The sequence below is a fragment of the uncultured Paraglaciecola sp. genome, assembly GCF_963977085.1.
Lineage (GTDB): Bacteria > Pseudomonadota > Gammaproteobacteria > Enterobacterales > Alteromonadaceae > Paraglaciecola.
On the sequence record NZ_CAXBNC010000041.1, the window covers coordinates 1 to 19,105 of the forward strand.

Genomic DNA, 19,105 nt, shown 5'->3' on the forward strand with positions numbered 1-19,105 from the left:
CTGGTGACCTACTGATTACAAGTCAGTTGCTCTACCAACTGAGCTAAGTCGGCACTGCATCAAGTGGGAGCGCATATTAGAGTAATGATTGGGGTCGTGCAAGAGGGAATTTATAAAAAATTGTTTTTTTTATACTGTTTGTATAAATTTACGACTGAATGAACGCTTTTCATGCATTGCGAGCATAAATTCACCGCCTATTATTTACCTCAAAATCTAAATTAAGCGAAAAAGTCCTCTTAGAACTAAATTGGGAAAAAATAATATTTTCTTATTTTCCTCCAAATTGAGTGATTTTTGTCCACCACCTGTGACTAACACAAAATAGTCATCGTATTGATTGCTTAAATATTGTTCAGCCATCATCACAAATCCGCTTTGCGACGCTAAGCAACCAAAACTGACACAGTCTTCGGTTGTCTCACCTATGCCTAATACCTTAGGCATGTTCGCATCAGCAAAAACTTGTTGGGTGTTTTTTAATAAACTTTCACGCATTATCGAAAAACCTGGACTGATCCATCCACCGAGATGCTTATTATTCACTACTATGTCACAAGTATTCGCTGTACCTAAATCCACTACTGCCACTGGTAGTTGCGTGATTTCTCGTGCAGCCAGAATTGCTAGCCATCTATCCACCCCCAAAGTTTGAAATTTTTGATAGGCGCACTGAATACCTAAAGTGCTTGCTTCAGTATTAATTTTCTTAAAAGCTACGGAGGAACGTTGGCACCCAATCTCTAATTCATCTACGAGACTGGTATGCCCTACTGAAGATACCACCACTTGATTAACTGAACTCAAGCATGGGACGAGATCCTTTATATGTAGACAACGTTTCACTTCAGATAAATCCGATGCTGCATTCACCAGAGCATATTTAATTTGGGTGTTACCAATATCAACTAATAATGCTTTAAATGGCTCTGACACTTATTTCACCTCCATGGTATGCCTTAATACCTTGTTGGGTTTCCAACAGAATGGCACCACTGGTATCTATGCCTCTGCCGATTCCTGAGACAGTGTTTTGTCCAATAACTAACTTAATAGCTTGATTTGCATAGATATCTAATTCTCGCCATTTATTAATAAAGGGTTCAAGTCCACTGCTTTCAAACAAAGATAGAGTGTTTGTTAATTCACTTATTAAGGTCCCTGCCAATATATTCCTGTCAATTAAAGGGTCACTTAGATGAGAAAGATCTATCCAAGGCTGACCTATTTCTTGAATGTTTTTTGGCAGTGCAACGTTAAGACCAATGCCTATTATCGCTTGGCATTCGCTTCCAATTTGTCCTTCAACCTCAATTAATACACCTGCCAATTTTTTACCTTGGGCATAGATGTCATTCGGCCATTTTAATTGTAGGCCTTGCACACCACATTGATTTAGCGCTTCAACAATTGCCACGCCTACGGCCAAACTCAGTCCGCCCAATACAGAATATCCACCAGCAAATGACCAATGCATTGACAAGTAAAGGCTGGCGGCATAGGGCGAAACCCATTTACGTCCATGACGACCTCTGCCCGCGGTTTGAGCCTCTGCTAAACAAGTATGTCCATTGTTGATGTCTATGGATTTATCTTTTAAATATTGATTTGTAGAGCCAATGACATTCAATACCTCAATATCAGCAGTGTGAGTGGAGGCAAGTTGTTCTCTAATTTTATGCGTTTCCAATAACGTTAATGGCTGAGCTAAGCTATAACCTTTGCCAGTAACACTAAAGATATCTAACCCTAAAGAGCTGAGTACTTTGATATGATTAGAAATTGCAGCGCGGCTTATTCCTAATCTTGCTCCTAGTGTTTCACCTGAATGAAATGTATTGTCCGCTAAAATAGAGAGCAAATTACCGCGTATTAATTCTGAAGATTTACTCATAAAACAACTGGCCCATTTTTACCTATTAGTCTGACTTCATTTTCTAGCTCAATAGAAAACGTCTTTAAAACAGCCTCTTTAATCCCTCTAGCAAGCTGCAGTAATTGTTCACCCGTACCAGAACCGTCGTTGGTTAAAACCAAAGCGTGATTAGGATGGCAACCAATACCTCCTATTTTTTTACCTTTAAACCCCAACTGATCAATCAGCCAAGCTGCTGGTACTTTTACCTTATCGGTATCCACGGGATAACTAGGAATAGATGGCCAAGTGTGTTGCAACTGTTCAAAAAGCGCTTTGTTCACTATTGGGTTTTTGAAAAAACTGCCTGCGTTACCAATTTTAACAGGATCTGGCAGTTTACTTTGACGCACGTCTACCACTTTATTAAATATATCCATGGCACTAGGTGCCGCTAATTGTTTCAATTCACCGTAATGAGTCACTCCCTTCCAACACTTAGGAATTGCCAAAGTCACACTGGTAATCACCACTTGGCCTGACAAGCGTTGTTTAAAGACACTATCACGGTAGCCAAATTCACACGCTTCAGCATTTAAACTTTTGTGACTTTTTTCCTGTAGATCATAATAGTCAACTTGATCAATAAATTGCTCAATCTCAACGCCATAAGCACCAATATTTTGAATCGGCGCAGCGCCCACTGAGCCTGGAATCAATGCTAAATTCTCCAAGCCATAAATTTGCTGCTGCATACACCACAACACTAACTTATGCCAATTCTCACCAGCACCTACTTTCAGCAGATAGTGAGTTTTATTATGTTTAAGGTCAATGCCCATAAAAGCTGGTTTAATTACCGTACCCTGATAATCTTCTAAAAATACGGTATTACTCCCTTCACCTAAAAAGTAATAGGGTGTGTTATTTAAATCCCTTAATTGAACGTGCAAGTCGACGGGTAAGTTGACTGCTAAGAATGCATGAGCGAACGAGGGAAAACCGAAAGTATGATGGGGAGCTAAAGAATACACACAAAATGCCTAAATGAATTTGTCACTATTTTAATCAAGATCAGAGCGAATACCAGAAAATACCCTAACTAGAACACCAAGTTAATTGTTAATCACTGCTTTCACTAGATTTCTATGACTACTACGGATTGGGATCTTACTTTTAGTATTTTTAGCATTTTCGAAGACAACGCCTAATAAAGGCGCACCAGAATCCTGTAAGCGTTGAATGGCTTCTAGTAAATCTGCACTCTCGGTCACTTCCAGATCACATAACAAAACCACCCCATCCACTACTTTGGATACGACTAACGCGTCACCAAAGGCGTTAACAGGTGGCGTCTCGATTACGACTCGCTCAAACAAAACCCCTAGCCTTTTGATAAATTCACCAAAACGTGGTTTGGTTAAATACACTAAGGGATCACTAGGAATGGAGCCGCTAGGCATGACCGACAGCTGACTCCCTTTTTCCCGAAAGTTAGAGTCGCTAAACGAGCTTCTACGGCTAATAAAATTGGTTAAGCCAGGGGTCAGTTGCTCTAGGCCATATTCAATTCCAATTTGAGGCTGGCGTAAGTCGGCATCTACAATAATCGATTTTTCTAAACTTGCAAAAGACTTGGCCAATTCAATCGCCAATTTTGAACGCCTTTTACCAGGCTGCACACTGGCTAACACTAACGTTCTAATTGGGGTGTCGTCAGAGCGAACCATAAGATCCGAACGCAATGCTCTAACACATTCAGAATATATGAGCTGAGCCTTTGATGGCGTCTTGTTTTTTGCTGATGCTTTATCCTGCCCATGTTTAATTTTTGCAGGTTTGGGTAACTCTCCCAAAAGCGCGATATCATGATTTCGTAACAAAGAAATAAACCGAGATTTTTTATCGGCAACTAAATGAATAATCAGCCAAAAACCTACACTAAAAATGCTCGATAAAATAAGAGAAAAGGTCGCCCCTAAAAATACTCTGGGTTTAATGTGGTTATTTGGGATCTGTGCGAAGTCCACAACAGCAAAATCATTTCCAGCACCTAGATCTTGTAATATTTCAGTTTCCTGCAAACGAGATAAAAACACGTCATAAAGCTTCTGAGTGGCTTGGGTTTTACGTATCAAAGATGCCAACTTAAACTCGTGAGCTCCCAATTCCGCATGTTTACTTTTTGCGTCTGCTAACTGCTTGTCCACTTCCAAATAACGTTGTTTAATAGCCTCATTTTCTTGTTTGAAGCTAACAATCACTTTTTTGAGTGTCTGTTCAAGATTATCTTCAAGGGCATCTACTGCCACTTTTGCAGCAATAAACTTATGGTGTTTATATTTGTAACGTTTTGATAACTCTTGCAGCTCAAGTTGCTTTTTGAACAGATCAGCACTTAAGGTGCGTATTAATACATCACCCCAAATAACCGGAACTTGCAATAGCACCTCTGTTTCTCCATTCGCGGCATCAATTTGAGACATACTGGCCGCTGCATTAGACATCATTTTTTCGGCAGATAATCTATGTTCGATTAACTTTGAGATCTCAGCTTTAGCGAGTTCTACTTGACTCTTTAAGTCAATCAGACCGTTTGCTTGCATAAATTGCTCTAGCTCTGATTGTGCGCTCTCTAGCTCGCTACTCAAAGTAAGCAGTTGTCCATCCAACCACTGTGATGTTTCATCAGATTTCTTCTTTTGGGCTTGTGTTTGATATTCAAAGAAAGTTGGCCCTACAGCGTTAACAACTTCTGCAGCGGTATAGGCCAAAGTAGACTCGTAGGTTACTTTGAGCATATCAGTATTAGATACCTTGGATAATTGAAGATGTTTTAGCAGCTTACTGATCGCATTTTGAACATCTATAACCCTAGTTCCATCCAAGGCTATTTTCTTAAATTCTTCTCTTGTTTGTAATTCTAGGTTTTCAACGATTTGTAAGGCGAATTGTCTTGAGCGTATTAACTCAATATAGGTGTCTATTTTGTTGTTACCACTACTGGATAATGCACTGAAATTACTGCTAATAGAAAAAGTGTCAGATTCTTGTGAAAATAATAACGTACTGCTGGCAGAATATATTTTGGGCTGCTTTTTTACATAACTTGTCCCCAAAGCCGTTAATATTAAAATTGTCATAATAATACGTACTTTTTTCTGCCACAGAAATCCGAGAAGATCGGTTAGATCAAAACCACCAGAGTCAGTACTAGACTTGTACATAGTTAAAATAAACTCGCTTTGATCGTTATGATGTCACCAGGCAGTATTTTTGTGTCTTTTTGAACCTCAAGTCTAGTCTTGTCTTCTCCTCGAATAATGTACCAACCTGAGCTAGACGCTCGATCTTTAAGTCCACCAGCAATTGCAATGGCTTGATCTACAGTCAATTCTAACGAGAATGGGTATCCTCCTGGCGATCGCACTTCTCCATTAACGTAAAATGGTCGATACTCTTCTATTAAGACAGAAACCAAGGGGGTCACCATATAGCCATCTAACAGTTTTTGCTCTAACTCATTGGCAAGTTGTTTTGGGGTTTTATTTGAAACGGATAATGGTCCCAACAAAGGAAAGTTCACCATCCCAGATTTGTCTATCCTAGCGCGTAAGGTTAGATCTGGTTCGTTATAAACTGTCACCATTATCCGATCACCGACACCAATAACAAATTGCTCTTCCACAGCCTGTATTTGCGATGTATATAAACTTAAAAAAATGATGACTAGAACGCGTAACGGCAACTTAATTCCACCTTATTTTGTACATAATCTAAGTCCAGCAACTCATACTCCAACGACTCCCTTTGCAATTTAAGACTAACTGTAGACCGATCATTAACTAATAATTCGCTGCCAATACCTAGCGCACTATCGTCACTGGTTTGCTGCTCTGCAATTTGTTCAAATTGGGCTCTATTCATATGTGCATCAACAATCAACCTAATATGTTCTTTATAATGATAACTAATCGCAAAACTGGCACTTTTGGTTAGGGTATCAAGCGCTCCTTCAATTTCCCCTGTAGTTGTGGTTTGCGAGCCTTTTAGTACAATAGTTAAATAGTCTAAAGGCGTATATTCAGCATCTAACTCCACGAGAAATCCTTGCCTGTCGGACGTTGATTGATAAACTCGTTTGTACCCACCCACTAATAATTTCAAATGCGTTTGTCCTGTACCTTGCCACTCGAACCCTAAAAGAAGTCTATAGACATCACTATCTAGTTGTAACTCATCCACAAAATCCACTTTTTCAAATTGAAAACTTGTTTCAAACTGAGTAATCTCAGACAGTTTGAAATTAAGTCCTATCTCTGCGATATCTCGTGTCAGGTCAAATAAATTGGAATAAGGGTTATTATCTTCGTAATCTTGATCTAAATGAGAGAAAGCGAATTTTAGAAATCGACTAATATCACGATTATCCGAGTGCTTTTTACTGCCGCCGTAAACAACTGAAGCCGCTATTTCATTTCTAGTAACACTATCTCCAATCATGGTTGCGGGGCGAAATTTGGCGATATTACTGCCCAATAAATACTCTTCGTTAAGATGTATTCCTTGAAGGTCAAGATACCATTTATTGCCCACAAAAAAGCGACTTAACAATCCTATATTGTATTGATTAAACTTATCCTCTAGCGCTAATTCATTTTCATCTAGGTTAAATTGAGTATGAGCTGCGGAGTAAGTTGCCTGCAACCAAGCACTCTCGTGAATTGAAAGCAATTGGCCATTTATGCCAACAGATATAGCCGCTGCACTTATACCATTACTAAGACGTGGGTGATAATTATCAAAATAGCCAATCGAGCTATTCAGTACTATTTTTTCGGGGTCAAAGTTAATAGTATTTTCATTGACGGCTGCGACAACCGATGAAAACAGCGACATAAAACCATATATAACAAAGACAAAAAACGCTATTTTCATTCGGGTCACTATTAATTAACTACAATTTAAAAGACACGCTGCGAATTATAAATATCGACCTCATTTATAAATACATAAGAGTTCGTTTAATGTGTAGCAGGGGTATAAGCTAGAGGTGCTTTACAAAGAAGGGCCTTTGCGCCGACAGCATTGTGTTCGAGTAATAGTCTATTCAACTCATCAAACAATAAAATTACATCTTCAAAGGGCAATTTGGTTTCGTCAGCCCCCATGATCCTTGGGTGTTCAGTTGTAGTATCAGCATCATCAATGAGTAACTCTTCATATAACTTTTCACCGGGTCGCAATCCTGAAAATTTTAACTCAATGTCACCATTAGGTGTTTCAGATGTCTTTAGACTGTGCCCCATAAGATGTGCCATTTTACTCGCCAAATCCACAATTTTCACCGACTCCCCCATATCCAATACAAACACCTCCCCTTTACTTCCCATAGCCCCTGCCTGTATTACTAATTGTGCTGCTTCGGGGATTGTCATAAAAAAACGGGTGATATCTGGATGAGTCACTGTAATCGGGCCACCCGCTTTAATCTGCTTGGTAAATAATGGCACCACTGAGCCAGACGAACCTAACACATTACCAAAACGTACAATTGAATATTCGGTACTGGGTCCCAATTCCGCAATGCCTTGAATATACAGCTCGGCGAAACGTTTTGTCGCCCCCATGATATTGGTGGGTCTCACCGCTTTATCAGTAGAGATTAAAACAAATTTTTCCACGTCATATTCTGCAGCCACGAGTGCAACATTCGAGGTGCCAAAAACATTATTACGAATACCTGCTAATGGATTTGATTCCACCATAGGCACGTGTTTATAGGCAGCAGCATGATAAATAGTTTGAATTTTGTGTTTTTCTATCACACTTCTCAACACTTCAGTATCTTGAATACTTGAGAGAACAGGCACCATAGGAATATCAAGATTGTGCTGTTTTAATTCATTTTCAATTTGGTATAAGTTAAATTCTGACAATTCAAAAAGTACTAATTTAGTAGGGCCAGATTTAACAATTTGCCGACATAATTCACTGCCGATGGATCCACCGGCACCCGTGACCATGACATTTTTGCCACGAATATTGATATCTAACAATCGAGTAATAGGGGGAACAGGCTCCCTACCTAATAACTCTTCAATGCGAATTTCACGGAGTTCATCAATCTTACTTTTCCCAGACAACAAATCTTGGATATTTGGGATACTCAATAACTCAATAGCGTAAGGCTCCAGTTCCACAATCAACTCTTTACGACGATCAGCTGAAGTATTATGAACTGCCAATAACATCTTAGTGACACCAAACCGCTTGACGTAAAAAGGAATATCTTCACGACGCCCAACAGGCAAACCTAAAATTTGTTTATTGTGATACTGTTTTTTATCATCGATAAAAGCAATAGGCTGCAAATCATTGCCTATTTTTAAGGTTTGAACTAACGAACGGCCTGCTTCCGCTGCGCCAAAGATCAAACATTTTTCGCGCATTTTGAAATTCTGAGACTGGGCTGATGCTTGAATTAAAAATCGAGGCGCGATCACCAAAATTGACGCTAGTGACCAATAAATAATAGGAACGGATACAGGGATCATCACCTCAAAGACAAATTTCGATGCGAGTAGAAACAAGGCTGAAATCACTAAGACTAACAGTGCCTTTAGGATTGCGATCCGCCCAATGTAGCGGATCATCTGTCGATAGTGTCCAAACATTGATAACAACATCAATGCAAAAGCGACGTTCAATATGATGACCACAGCATCAACATTGGAAAAATTCCAACTGGCGATGCCAAGCCTTATCCAAAATGCAATGATAGTGGCAGCTAACAACGCCATGACATCCCACAATACTGCTATGACGAGTTTATTCTTTGAGCTGAGTTCAAACAATTGGTTGAACTGCATTACTGAATAACCTCATTGGATGCAAGGTTCATTACTTGTGAAAGCGCCATACAGCACTTATCAATTTCAGCTTGCTTTAATGTTGGGTGCACCAAGAACATCAATGACGTTGTGCCAAGCTCAATGGCATTGCACAACGGCTTTTTAGGACGATAGTCTGTGCTCTCAAATGCTTTTTCGTTATACACCTCAGAACAAGAACCAGAGAAGCAAGGCACTTCTAGCTTTACAAGCTCAGCAATTATTCTATCTCTGTCCCAACCAGCGTTCAATTTATCGGGCTCAACAAAAACATAACATTTGTAAAACGCATGCTCGATATGCTCTGGCACTTCAGGTACACGCAGTGCAGAAAAACCTCGAGCAGTAGCCAATATTTGTTGTGAGTATTGACTACGTTGCTCAGTCCAAGCTGGCATTTTTTCGAGTTGTTTAAGACCCACCGCAGACTGTATTTCCATCATCCGCCAATTGGTGCCAAAAGATTCATGCAACCATCTAAAACCAGGAGGATGCTGTTTTTCATAAATCGCAGCCCATGACTTACCGTGGTCCTTAAAAGACCATACTTTTTCCCATAACAGTTTATTGTTTGTAGTAACCATGCCCCCTTCACCAGCGGTAGTCATGATTTTATCCTGACAAAACGACCAAGCAGCAATATCGCCTAATCCTCCTACATGTTTACCTTTGTATTTGGCGCCATGGGCCTGAGCACAATCTTCCACTACAAATAAATCATGTTTTTTGGCTAAAGTAACAATATCGTCCATCTCACATGGCCAACCAGCAAGGTGCACACATAAAATGGCGGAAGTTTTAGCATTGATAAGAGGTTTGATTGTTGCAGCGGTGATATTTTGCGTATCCAGATCAATGTCCGCAAAAACAGGCGTTAAGCCAGCTAATACAATAGAAGATATTGAAGCAATAAAAGTCCGGGATGTGACTATGACCTCACTTCCTTTTGGTAACGCTAATGCCTGCCAAGCCAAATCCAACGCCACAGTGCCATTTGCCACAGCTACCGCATATTTGGTATCAAAGTACGCCGCAAACTGTTTTTCAAACTCTCGGCCTTTTTGGCCAGTCCAATAATTGACCTTATTAGAATCTAACACTTCTAACACCGCTTGTTTTTCTTCGGCGTCGAAATCTGGCCAAGGTGAAAATGGGCCATTTAACATATAGGTAAACCTCTCAAAGTAAATTTATTAATTTTATTATTATATTACCTTCGCAGGTGTGCCTACTGCTGTTGTATTTGATGGAAGATCTCTAATAAGTGTTGCACCCGCACCTAAGATACAATCCGTTCCTATGTTAACTCCCTGAATAACACAACTATTGATACCAAGAAAACTTCTGTCATCAACCTTTATGGCCCCTGCCAGTCGAACGCCAACAGAGATATGAACATAATTGCCTATCATACAATCATGATCAACACTTGCCGCGGTATTGATAATGCTGCCAATACCCACAACCGCTTTATGATTGATGGTTGCGTTTGCACATACCAATACCCCTTTTTCAATATTTGCATAGGTACTAATAACAGCCGATGGGTGTATAAGGGATATAATTTGCAAATTTTCTTGGACTAGATCTTCTAAAACCTTCTGTCGAATAGAATTATCACCAATAGCCACAAAGAAACAGGTAGTTTGCTCGTCAAAATTAATAACACTCTCATTTTTCCCCACAATAGGCCAACAACCTGCCTGTGTTTTATCTGGGTAGGCGTCATCTAAAAATACGATACGACTAAAAATATCCATCGTCTCGGCACAGTCAGCTGCAACTTGTCCATGACCTCCGGCTCCAAGAATAACCAATTGTCTTTTCAAACTATTGCTCTCCTGAAGTTGTACCAGTGAATTTATCCACCGTCGCTTGGCCATCTTGGTTAATACCGTCACGCCGAAATACTTTAATCACAGTCATACAGATAATCTTTAGATCTAGCCAAATTGATTGATTATCCACATACCACAGATCATATTTAAATTTTTGCTCCCAGGACAACGCATTTCTGCCGTTCACTTGGGCCCAACCAGTAATACCTGGGCGCATTTCGTGACGACGAATTTGCTGATCATTATACAAACTGAGATATTCAACTAATAATGGACGAGGGCCCACAATACTCATATCTCCCCTCAATACATTTAATAATCCCGGTAATTCGTCGAGACTAGATGACCGCAGTAATCGACCAAAAGCAGGTAACCGCTCAGCGTCAGGTAATAGGTTCCCTTGATCGTCCTTGTCATCTGTCATTGAACGAAATTTCAACATAGTAAAAATCCGGTTATTCATACCCGGTCTTGCCTGACTATATAAAATTGGAGCACCCAGTTTTATCCGCACTAAAAACGCAAGGATCAATAAGAAAGGGCTAAAAACCACGAGTGCTATTACAGACATCACAATATCTAATAACCGCTTAAGCATTTTTATTCGCCTGCTCTAAAACTTGATTATAAAAATCATACACTTGCTGAGCATTATGCTGAACATTCATTACCTGAGTCACCTTATGCAGACCTTTTGCAATCATCATCTCTTTTTTTAATGGGTCTTCGATAGCATCTATAATTTTCGCAGCCAGCTTTTCTGGAGATCTTGCTGGTACCATGTAACCTGTTTCTCCATCGATAACTAAATCTGGAAAACCACCTACATCAGTGGTTAATGTCGCCACTTGGGCATACATGGACTCGACAGCCCCACCTACATTTTCTGAATGAGAGGGGTGAACCGCTAAATCAAACTGAGGATAGAGCTGTGGGACATCATTTCTTTGGCCAAGAAACACACAATTATCTGCGGTTTTAAGTTTAGCGTAGGCTTTCACTCGATTAAAATAACTATGGGTATTTCCCCAAGGCCCCCCCACAAAAACACATTTCACTTTGGGATAGTGTTTATTGACTATGGCCATAGCGTCGATTAAGTCTTCGTGCCCTTTTAATCCTCGGCTTTGACCTAAGTATTTCTTCGGAGCATAAAAATAAGCCACCATGCCCACTAAAAAGCTCTCTTTTGATAAACCAAGTTTATCTTTTAATCCTTCGCTAGGTGCGGTGTTAAACAAAAAGTCATCGGCGTTAACGCCATAGTAAGCTAGGCCAACGTTTTCTGCCGGCACACCACACTCAATGTATTTTTTTTGGGTCCAAAGACAAGACGCTAACCAATAATCTTGCCCATTCGCTAGCAGGAGTTCAATTTTTCTAAATATAAAATGTTCGAGATGCAATGGCCCTGGGACATGAAAAATTCGCGGGATCTGGCTTTTTCGAAGTGCGATACGCATTAATAATGTGGTAGCCACAAAGTGGCTATGAATAATATCCGGACGCACACTTTCCACTATTTCTCTAAGGCGTTTTATTTGTTGAATGTTAGCAAATGGCCGTCGAATGTTGATACTGGGGTCAAAGATATGCACCTTAACACCAGCATGACGGTATTTCTCAACCATAGGGCCATCTGGTAGCACTAGGTGTACTTCAATTCCTAGTTTAACTAACTCAGACGTCTGACGCAGGGCCCAACTGGCTCCCACTGCAGTTTTTAAAAGGTGGAGCGTCTTCATTACTTCGCCTCAACTAAATGTTGATACATTGCTATTCGACGCTTAGCTAGAGCAGACTCTTTATATTCTTGTGCCTTGCTGTAATTAACCGCGCCAATATCTAATAGCTGCTGCTCAGAAAGCACTCTAGCTCGTTCAATGACTTCAACTAGTTGGCTCTGGTTATCGCGCTCTACAATTAAGGACTCAGAAATTAATTCTTTGACCCCACCTACATTTGTAGCGATACAAACTAAGGACCGCGCCATTGCCTCTATAAGTACTCTTGGTAAACCTTCTTGACGGGAGGTCAAAACAAATAAATCCGCCTGATCAAGTTGCTCTCGGATTAATTGTCGGCTGGCCAAATTACCTACAAACTCAATGTTACTTTCTACCCCTAGCTCTTTAGCAAGCATTTGCATATCTTCTTGTAGATAACCTCCACCAATCCAAGACACATGGCAATCAATCTGTCGTAACTTAAGTTGGGCTAACGTTTCTAACATAAAATCACACCCTTTGTAGGGCTGAGTTAAATTACCAATACACACAATTTTAATGGGGAGCTTACACAAATACTCTGACCTAGCTTTAAAATCAGCCTCCTCTAACTGGATAGACGAATAATGGGTATCAAACGAAGAAGGACTTGGAGGGTAACGTTGCTGCAGGCTAAACTCAGTTACGTATGACAGAGACACCGCTCCCTGACATTGTTTTTTTAACATTTTGACAAAAAGCCATTTGAAAAATGGCCGAAACATACTTTTACTGGCGCCAACGGCAAATACATCAGCAGGATCGCCGACCACTTCAGCTCCGTAACTCTGGCCCGAAACTAAGGAAAAATAGCTATAAAACGATGACAAAATACCTGGTACTCTAAATATAACCTTACGCTCAACTTGTTTTCGCCTACGTAAAATTCTAATGAGTTTAGGTATACTTTTAACAAAACCTACTGGGCCAATATACGAAGGTAAAGGTACATAATTTACCTTTTCCCCATCCACTCTTTTCCAGTCAGACTTAGGATTTACCACATCCGATACTCTAGCAACAATATTCACGCAGCTAAACACATCTAAATATCTTGTCCAAAAAATATAGGGAAAGGCATTGTCTGTCCAAAGCTTGTTTTGCTGGCAACGATAAAAGCGCTGCTCAATTACTACATCTACTTGCATATACCTGCTCTTTTACACTTTTTTATCTGCAAAGCGTTCTTCTTTTTTATAGCCGATGTACATTAACAGACTTGCTAAAATCAACCCCAATATTATTTGTACAGGTACGTGAATGAAACTGTTTCGTATCGTCACAAAAATAGGTAACAACGCAACCCCGATTAGAATATCATTGCGAATACTTGAGGTCGATGAATCGAGCTTAGCCATAGCCCATCCAAGCAGAAAAAAGACCATTATCACCCCTTTTTCCCCAAAATTTATATAGGCCTCAGCTATGGCTGAAAAACCTATTGGACCGGCTTTTTTCTGCACCACAATATTGAGTAGACGACCGTCGTCTTCAACATTAACGCGCTCGAGTTGAGGAATAAATAATGCAAACTGTCTCTCAAAAGGCGCCCAATAACTGGCGCCTAACAACAGCTCAAAATTGTCATTTTTTCGCCATTTAATCGTTTCTTGAACCGCTCTTAGGCTAGATCCCATTTCCGCAATTGCATTAAGTGGGTTTATCCCTACATCCCCTGAATAGTCGCCAGATACTCGTGCATTTTTGACGATTCCCGTTATTATAAGAAATACTATAATTCCGATTGCTAATATATACCCCTTAATTGGGGCGCCTTTTCTTCCCAACATACAGCCTGCCACTGCACTTGGAAACATAACTTCTCCGCGCAAACCAATCTTGAATGCAAATAATGCCCAGATGGCAAAAAGGCCAAAATAGAGATACCCAAAACCTTTACTGTATGACACACAAATAAATACAAATGCCACCCCAATAAAAAAATAGAGATAAGAAAAGATCATAGCTATCAATGGATTACTGTTCATAACGGCAAGGTAAGCACCATACGAACTAATTGCCCCAGTCGCGATAGTCAACGCAAAAAATATGGCTACAAACACTCCAAGTAAAATACCACCTGTATGAAAAAGGCGCTTACGATAGGCAACTTGGGATTGCCCATTTGAACTATTGTGATCATTGGCTTTTTTAGAAAATAAAATAGCACTGAGCGCGAAACCAATCATTGCTAGATTGACTACATGAATAGCATTTTCAGTTTCAAGGTTATAAAACCACCGACTAATTTGATATAAAGTATCTTCGTCAGTGATCCCATTCACCGCGTTTGCCAATACTAATCCAATATGAAAAACCCCCACAACAGAAAAGAAAATAAAACAAATTGACCACATTCCTTTTGGTAAGGTCACATATAAAATAACTGATAGTATTATCCAATTTAGTGCTGTGATCCCCTCAAGCAACTCTCTTGGTGCTTCAAAAACGTTAAAATAGGCGGCAAAAATCCAGACTCCGACAAGCGCAATTACCCAGATTCCGAAAATTTTTTGTACTAGGGTTTTATTGTGTGTAAATTGCATGGAGCTGTTTGACATTACTGTCGATTAAGAAGTCACTTCCTTTGAAGGCTTCAATCATTTTATGAGGTTCGATATCTTGTTTAAGCACACTATTAAGTTTAGCGGCCCAATTGGCATTACTATCTTGTAATTGCAATCTAGAAATAAAGGGTAACTGCTCTGCAATTTCCTTAACTCCAGGTAAGTCTGAGGCGACAACTGGCAATCCCACACTCGCGGCCTCTAACACAACACCAGGCAAGCCCTCCCATTCAGATGGGAATAACATGGCATCAGCATGAGTTAGAAAACGTAAAACATCACTTTGCAATCCTAAAAATAGCACTTTGTCTTGCAGTCGGTATTCGCTAATTTTTGCCAGCATAAAAGATTTTCGTTGATGGTTTTCTTTGCCAATAAACACCATTAGTGTATTTGGGTCTAGCTTGTGTAGCTCGTTGAAAATATCGCATTGCCGAATATGGTTCTTCTGAACATCCATACGAGCAACGTTAATAACTATTTTTTGGTTTTGATAACTAGTAATATAATTCGACCAGAATCCAGATTCTATTTGTCTTTCCTTAAGCTCAAAACCGTTATAAATAACTTTACAGCGTTTTTCTTTTCGCCAATCATCGCCCCAAAAGCCAACCATAGCACCATCACAGACAGCCAAAATATTAGTCGCACTGAAATCAATCAGAAATTTAAGAAATTTGTCTCTAGTCAATCGAATAAAAGACCTTGAACTACCAGCTGTCGTATTTCTAAAATGGCCAATGCGTTTTTTTACACCGCATAATTTTGCCAATAGCAAAATGAAGCCACTTACATAAGCAACATGAGAATGCACCACAGAGAAATTGTGTTTGATTAACAGTCTCATAAACCTAAACACAAATGCTGGACCTAACTTACAGTAAAAAACTTCTCCACCTAAAAGTCTAATTTCCTCGTCCAGCACCCCCTCTTCGCCACTTAAAACACAGTAATTAAATTGCACATTTTGTTTGTTCATTTCAGACATCAAACTAACTGTGCGCATCTCAGCACCACCACGATTCATAGCCCCGAATATATGCAATACTCTTACGCTCATAACTATGCTTTAACCTGAATAAATGCGGAGCGCAAGCTGGGTTTTATCACCCAGATGAATAAAGTAAATTCAATCAATGTAGCAGCCAGCATCGCCTGAGCAGCACCAATCAGACCATTTGCACTTATTAACAAATAACCACTGCATAACATTGTCAATAATCCCACGCCGTATATCTTAGTTTGAATATGAAATTGTTGAACTGCTGCTAACGATGTGCCTAGAAATATATAAACATATCTAACCGCTGCGGCTGCCATTACCCAATTCAGCGTATCACTGTATTGAGCAATTTCAGGTGTATAGAATAATTCTAAAAAATACTCGCCAGCAAAAATGGCAACCAACAGCCCACTTCCACCAATAAATATGCCGAGCATACACATTTTTTGTACTAATTTGATGAACGCATCATACTTACCTTCTCGTAAAAATGACGCTAGTCTTGGCGTACTTGCCTGTGAGACACTGTTCACTAGAATCCCTCCCGCCACCAGAAAATAACTGATAGTCGCAAATATACCCGCAGAAGCAATATCCAATTGATGCCCAATCAATATATTCGGTAAATGTACAAACAATGAACTAATTGCCAAAGCAGCGGCAACGGTAAGATATTCTCTATATAGGAAAAACGCTCTTCTAATCGACTGTAACTTCATTATACTTCGCACTGAAAAAGCGCTTATTTCATAAGACAAGGCTAAGCGCCTTAAGAGTATCGTATCTAAAACAGCAAAACATATCGCCGCTAAAAGCCATAGCAACAAAATCCAAGTAAAAGAGTTAAAGATTAATACACCTGAAATTACCAGTAAAACAGTAACAATCGAACGAGAGGCTAACATACCACTGGACAATTCAAATCTGTGGACTCTTCGCATGTAGCTCTGACAGAACTCTGACCATGAATCACACCATTTGTAGGCAAGTACCACAATGACGGTCATATGAGAAAGCGTTACCACATTGATTAAAACTAACCCCAATATGGCAATAGTAATAAAGCAATTTGCTAGTACTCGCGCTGTTGCATATTCGGCTAACGTAAAACGCCAGTTTAAATCCACGACCAATAACGTTCTAATTTTAAAGCTAGCAAACAAAAAAGCTGGGGAGCAAATAGAAAGAGCCAACACAAATGATCCCAAGGAATCTTCAGTAAACTGCTTAGCAATTATAATTAACAATAACCAATTGCTACTGGCTAGCAAAACATTGGCTATTAGTGTTAGTAAGGAATTTTTGGCTAAAGACCCGGCCACATTAGTTCATTTGAGCTGTATTATATTCACACTATAACATTGATTATTCGACTAAAATACATCAGGAACCTGTCTCCTAAATTACCTTATCCTTTATTTAATAAACAGGTCTTCGTTTAATCCACATTGCACAACAAAGCACTAAGGCAAAAAGATAGTTATTACTGGGCTCGCTAACCGGTATTTGTAGGTAAACTTTTGGCAAAGAATCGCTCTTTATTAAGAATGTACTGTAGTTATAAAATTGATTGTCAGCATATTTTTCATCATAACCTGATGAGTAGTTAACATTAAAATCAACACCATACCGGTTTGCACTGCCAGTACCGTTTAAATATGTGCCTCCCATTCTTAGGATACCAAGTTCATCTAAATACAGGCCGAATGAATGTGTTTGGTAATCCCTAACACCTTCAGTTGCACCAAAAAGCTCTTGCCAATTTACAGCAGAGCGATAACAACTAGTCGTATTTGCACACCTTTGTTCAAATAAATTAGTCAGTCCCAAGTCACCCGAAATATTTAGATCAAAAAAGGTACCTTCTAAAAGAGACACCACATCGCTGTAACTTGCATATTCCCACCCCGTAAAAAGTGCCGCGGCATCATCATAGTGAACACCTGCTGTTAGCTCAAAATCTAACCAAACTAAACCAGTCGACTCATCTTTAACGGCTAACTCATCTCCAACAGCAAACGCATCCCACTGTATAAGTTCTGCATAAAGGCGATTTGAAAAAAACAGCAAAAAGAAAAGCAACACAAAACCTTTGTTTAACACTCGGATGACCTTATAAATAAATTTAGAAAAGTATATATACACTTTAGAACAATACCTATTATCCTTTAGTATTAGTTCGAATATAAAAACTTCATGCATATCAATACATTAGTTCATGAAACTATGTTACACCTTAGTGGATTGCTTTGCATGTTTATTGGCTAAAACAGTAATATTTTAATACTTAATGACCAACCTTATCTGAGGATCGGGCGTAACCAGCTTCCAAGGCAAATGGATTGACACACTCACTAAATTTCAAACATAAAATAAGAGCCACCCTTACGGATAGTCCTTTCTTAGAATGGGAGTCTGCCGGGTATCGAATACGGGGCTGGCCTTCCAGCAATGTGCGGGGCACCCTAACCGGGCGTCCCCGTGCTACTCTCGCATGGGGCTGTGCCGGTCACCGGAACCCCAAACTATCCCTGTGCCGGTCACCGGTCGCCGCTAATGCGCGGCATCCGATGTGTTTTATCTTTCCAGTTACTGGTCTGAGTTCGGAATGGGCCGGGCATCGAATGCGGGGCTGGACTTCCAGTCAGGTGGGGCCACATGGGATGTCCCACATCGCTATTGTCGCCAGATAAAAACTAAATATAACCTCACTTGTGACATTAGACTCAAGTTAAAAAACGCATAAAAAAAGGGCCAACCTTTCGGTTAGCCCTTTCTTAGAATGGGTGGCTGCGGGGCTGGCCTTCCAGCGGTGTGCGGGGCTGGCCTACCAGCGAGTTGACCGCGGGGTAGCATGTCACACTTGTTCAGATGAAAGGTCACCTGCTTCCAAGCCAAATAAATAGACATACTCAACAAATTTCAGACACAAAAAAAGGCCACCTTATGCAGGTGGCCTTTCTTCTGAATGGGAGTCTGACGGTGTGCTACTCTCGCATGGGGAAACCCCAAACTACCATCGCCGCTAATACGTTTCACTTCTGAGTTCGGAATGGGATCAGGTGGGACCGTATCGCTATGGCCGTCAGACAAAAAATGTCAATATGTAAAGCTGAGGTCTCGTGACCAGTAATCGAGGCTAAGAATTGCTTAGTCTTACTCTATTTTATGATGTTGTCTTGT

The 19,105-nt window shown here is 40.0% G+C and carries 16 protein-coding genes and 1 rRNA gene; all 17 read right to left on the reverse strand.

The window, feature by feature from the left end; translation table 11 throughout:
* Positions 1-216 precede the first annotated feature (216 nt).
* On the reverse strand, positions 217-936 hold the full coding sequence (locus AAC000_RS23145) for a type III pantothenate kinase (protein WP_339726293.1): 720 nt from the start codon (positions 934-936) through the stop codon (positions 217-219).
* Positions 920-1,894, reverse strand: a complete 975-nt coding sequence (gene birA, locus AAC000_RS23150; protein WP_339726295.1) for a bifunctional biotin--[acetyl-CoA-carboxylase] ligase/biotin operon repressor BirA — start codon at positions 1,892-1,894, stop codon at positions 920-922. The genes AAC000_RS23145 and birA overlap by 17 nt, the downstream gene beginning before the upstream one ends.
* Positions 1,891-2,889 (reverse strand): UDP-N-acetylmuramate dehydrogenase, encoded by a 999-nt coding sequence (gene murB / locus AAC000_RS23155; protein WP_339726297.1) that lies wholly within the window; start codon positions 2,887-2,889, stop codon positions 1,891-1,893. Before murB ends, birA begins: the two co-directional genes overlap by 4 nt.
* Before the next feature lie 81 nt (positions 2,890-2,970).
* Positions 2,971-5,082, reverse strand: coding sequence for a polysaccharide biosynthesis tyrosine autokinase (locus tag AAC000_RS23160; protein WP_339726299.1), 2,112 nt, complete (start codon positions 5,080-5,082; stop codon positions 2,971-2,973).
* Between the two features lie 2 nt (positions 5,083-5,084).
* On the reverse strand, positions 5,085-5,603 hold the full coding sequence (locus tag AAC000_RS23165) for a polysaccharide biosynthesis/export family protein (protein WP_339726300.1): 519 nt from the start codon (positions 5,601-5,603) through the stop codon (positions 5,085-5,087).
* On the reverse strand, positions 5,585-6,793 hold the full coding sequence (locus AAC000_RS23170; protein WP_339726302.1) for a hypothetical protein: 1,209 nt from the start codon (positions 6,791-6,793) through the stop codon (positions 5,585-5,587). Before AAC000_RS23170 ends, AAC000_RS23165 begins: the two co-directional genes overlap by 19 nt.
* Positions 6,794-6,879: 86 nt before the next feature.
* Positions 6,880-8,727, reverse strand: a complete 1,848-nt coding sequence (locus tag AAC000_RS23175) for a nucleoside-diphosphate sugar epimerase/dehydratase (RefSeq protein ID WP_339726303.1) — start codon at positions 8,725-8,727, stop codon at positions 6,880-6,882.
* Positions 8,727-9,914, reverse strand: a complete 1,188-nt coding sequence (locus AAC000_RS23180) for a DegT/DnrJ/EryC1/StrS aminotransferase family protein (RefSeq protein ID WP_339726305.1) — start codon at positions 9,912-9,914, stop codon at positions 8,727-8,729. Before AAC000_RS23180 ends, AAC000_RS23175 begins: the two co-directional genes overlap by 1 nt.
* A 39-nt stretch (positions 9,915-9,953) precedes the next feature.
* Entirely contained in the window at positions 9,954-10,577 is a 624-nt protein-coding gene (locus AAC000_RS23185; RefSeq protein WP_339726307.1) for an acetyltransferase, read from the reverse strand.
* Between the two features lies 1 nt (position 10,578).
* Positions 10,579-11,184: a sugar transferase gene (locus AAC000_RS23190; RefSeq protein ID WP_339726308.1), complete on the reverse strand. Its 606-nt coding sequence runs from the start codon at positions 11,182-11,184 to the stop codon at positions 10,579-10,581.
* The gene (locus AAC000_RS23195; protein ID WP_339726309.1) at positions 11,177-12,331 is read right to left on the reverse strand and encodes a glycosyltransferase; all 1,155 of its coding nucleotides are present in this window, start codon (positions 12,329-12,331) and stop codon (positions 11,177-11,179) included. Before AAC000_RS23195 ends, AAC000_RS23190 begins: the two co-directional genes overlap by 8 nt.
* Positions 12,331-13,500 carry a glycosyltransferase gene (locus tag AAC000_RS23200; protein ID WP_339726310.1) on the reverse strand — a complete coding sequence of 390 codons (1,170 nt, stop codon included), beginning with the start codon at positions 13,498-13,500 and terminating at the stop codon, positions 12,331-12,333. The genes AAC000_RS23195 and AAC000_RS23200 overlap by 1 nt, the downstream gene beginning before the upstream one ends.
* 12 nt (positions 13,501-13,512) lie before the next feature.
* Positions 13,513-14,898, reverse strand: coding sequence for an O-antigen polysaccharide polymerase Wzy (wzy, locus tag AAC000_RS23205; protein WP_339726311.1), 1,386 nt, complete (start codon positions 14,896-14,898; stop codon positions 13,513-13,515).
* Positions 14,879-15,979 carry a glycosyltransferase gene (locus AAC000_RS23210; RefSeq protein WP_339726313.1) on the reverse strand — a complete coding sequence of 367 codons (1,101 nt, stop codon included), beginning with the start codon at positions 15,977-15,979 and terminating at the stop codon, positions 14,879-14,881. The genes wzy and AAC000_RS23210 overlap by 20 nt, the downstream gene beginning before the upstream one ends.
* 2 nt (positions 15,980-15,981) lie before the next feature.
* Positions 15,982-17,169 carry a polysaccharide biosynthesis protein gene (locus AAC000_RS23215; protein ID WP_339726315.1) on the reverse strand — a complete coding sequence of 396 codons (1,188 nt, stop codon included), beginning with the start codon at positions 17,167-17,169 and terminating at the stop codon, positions 15,982-15,984.
* Positions 17,170-17,341: 172 nt separating this feature from the next.
* On the reverse strand, positions 17,342-18,025 hold the full coding sequence (locus AAC000_RS23220; RefSeq protein ID WP_339726317.1) for a hypothetical protein: 684 nt from the start codon (positions 18,023-18,025) through the stop codon (positions 17,342-17,344).
* 871 nt (positions 18,026-18,896) lie between these two features.
* Positions 18,897-19,012: ribosomal RNA gene (rrf, locus tag AAC000_RS23225) — 5S ribosomal RNA — on the reverse strand.
* Positions 19,013-19,105: the final 93 nt, after the last annotated feature.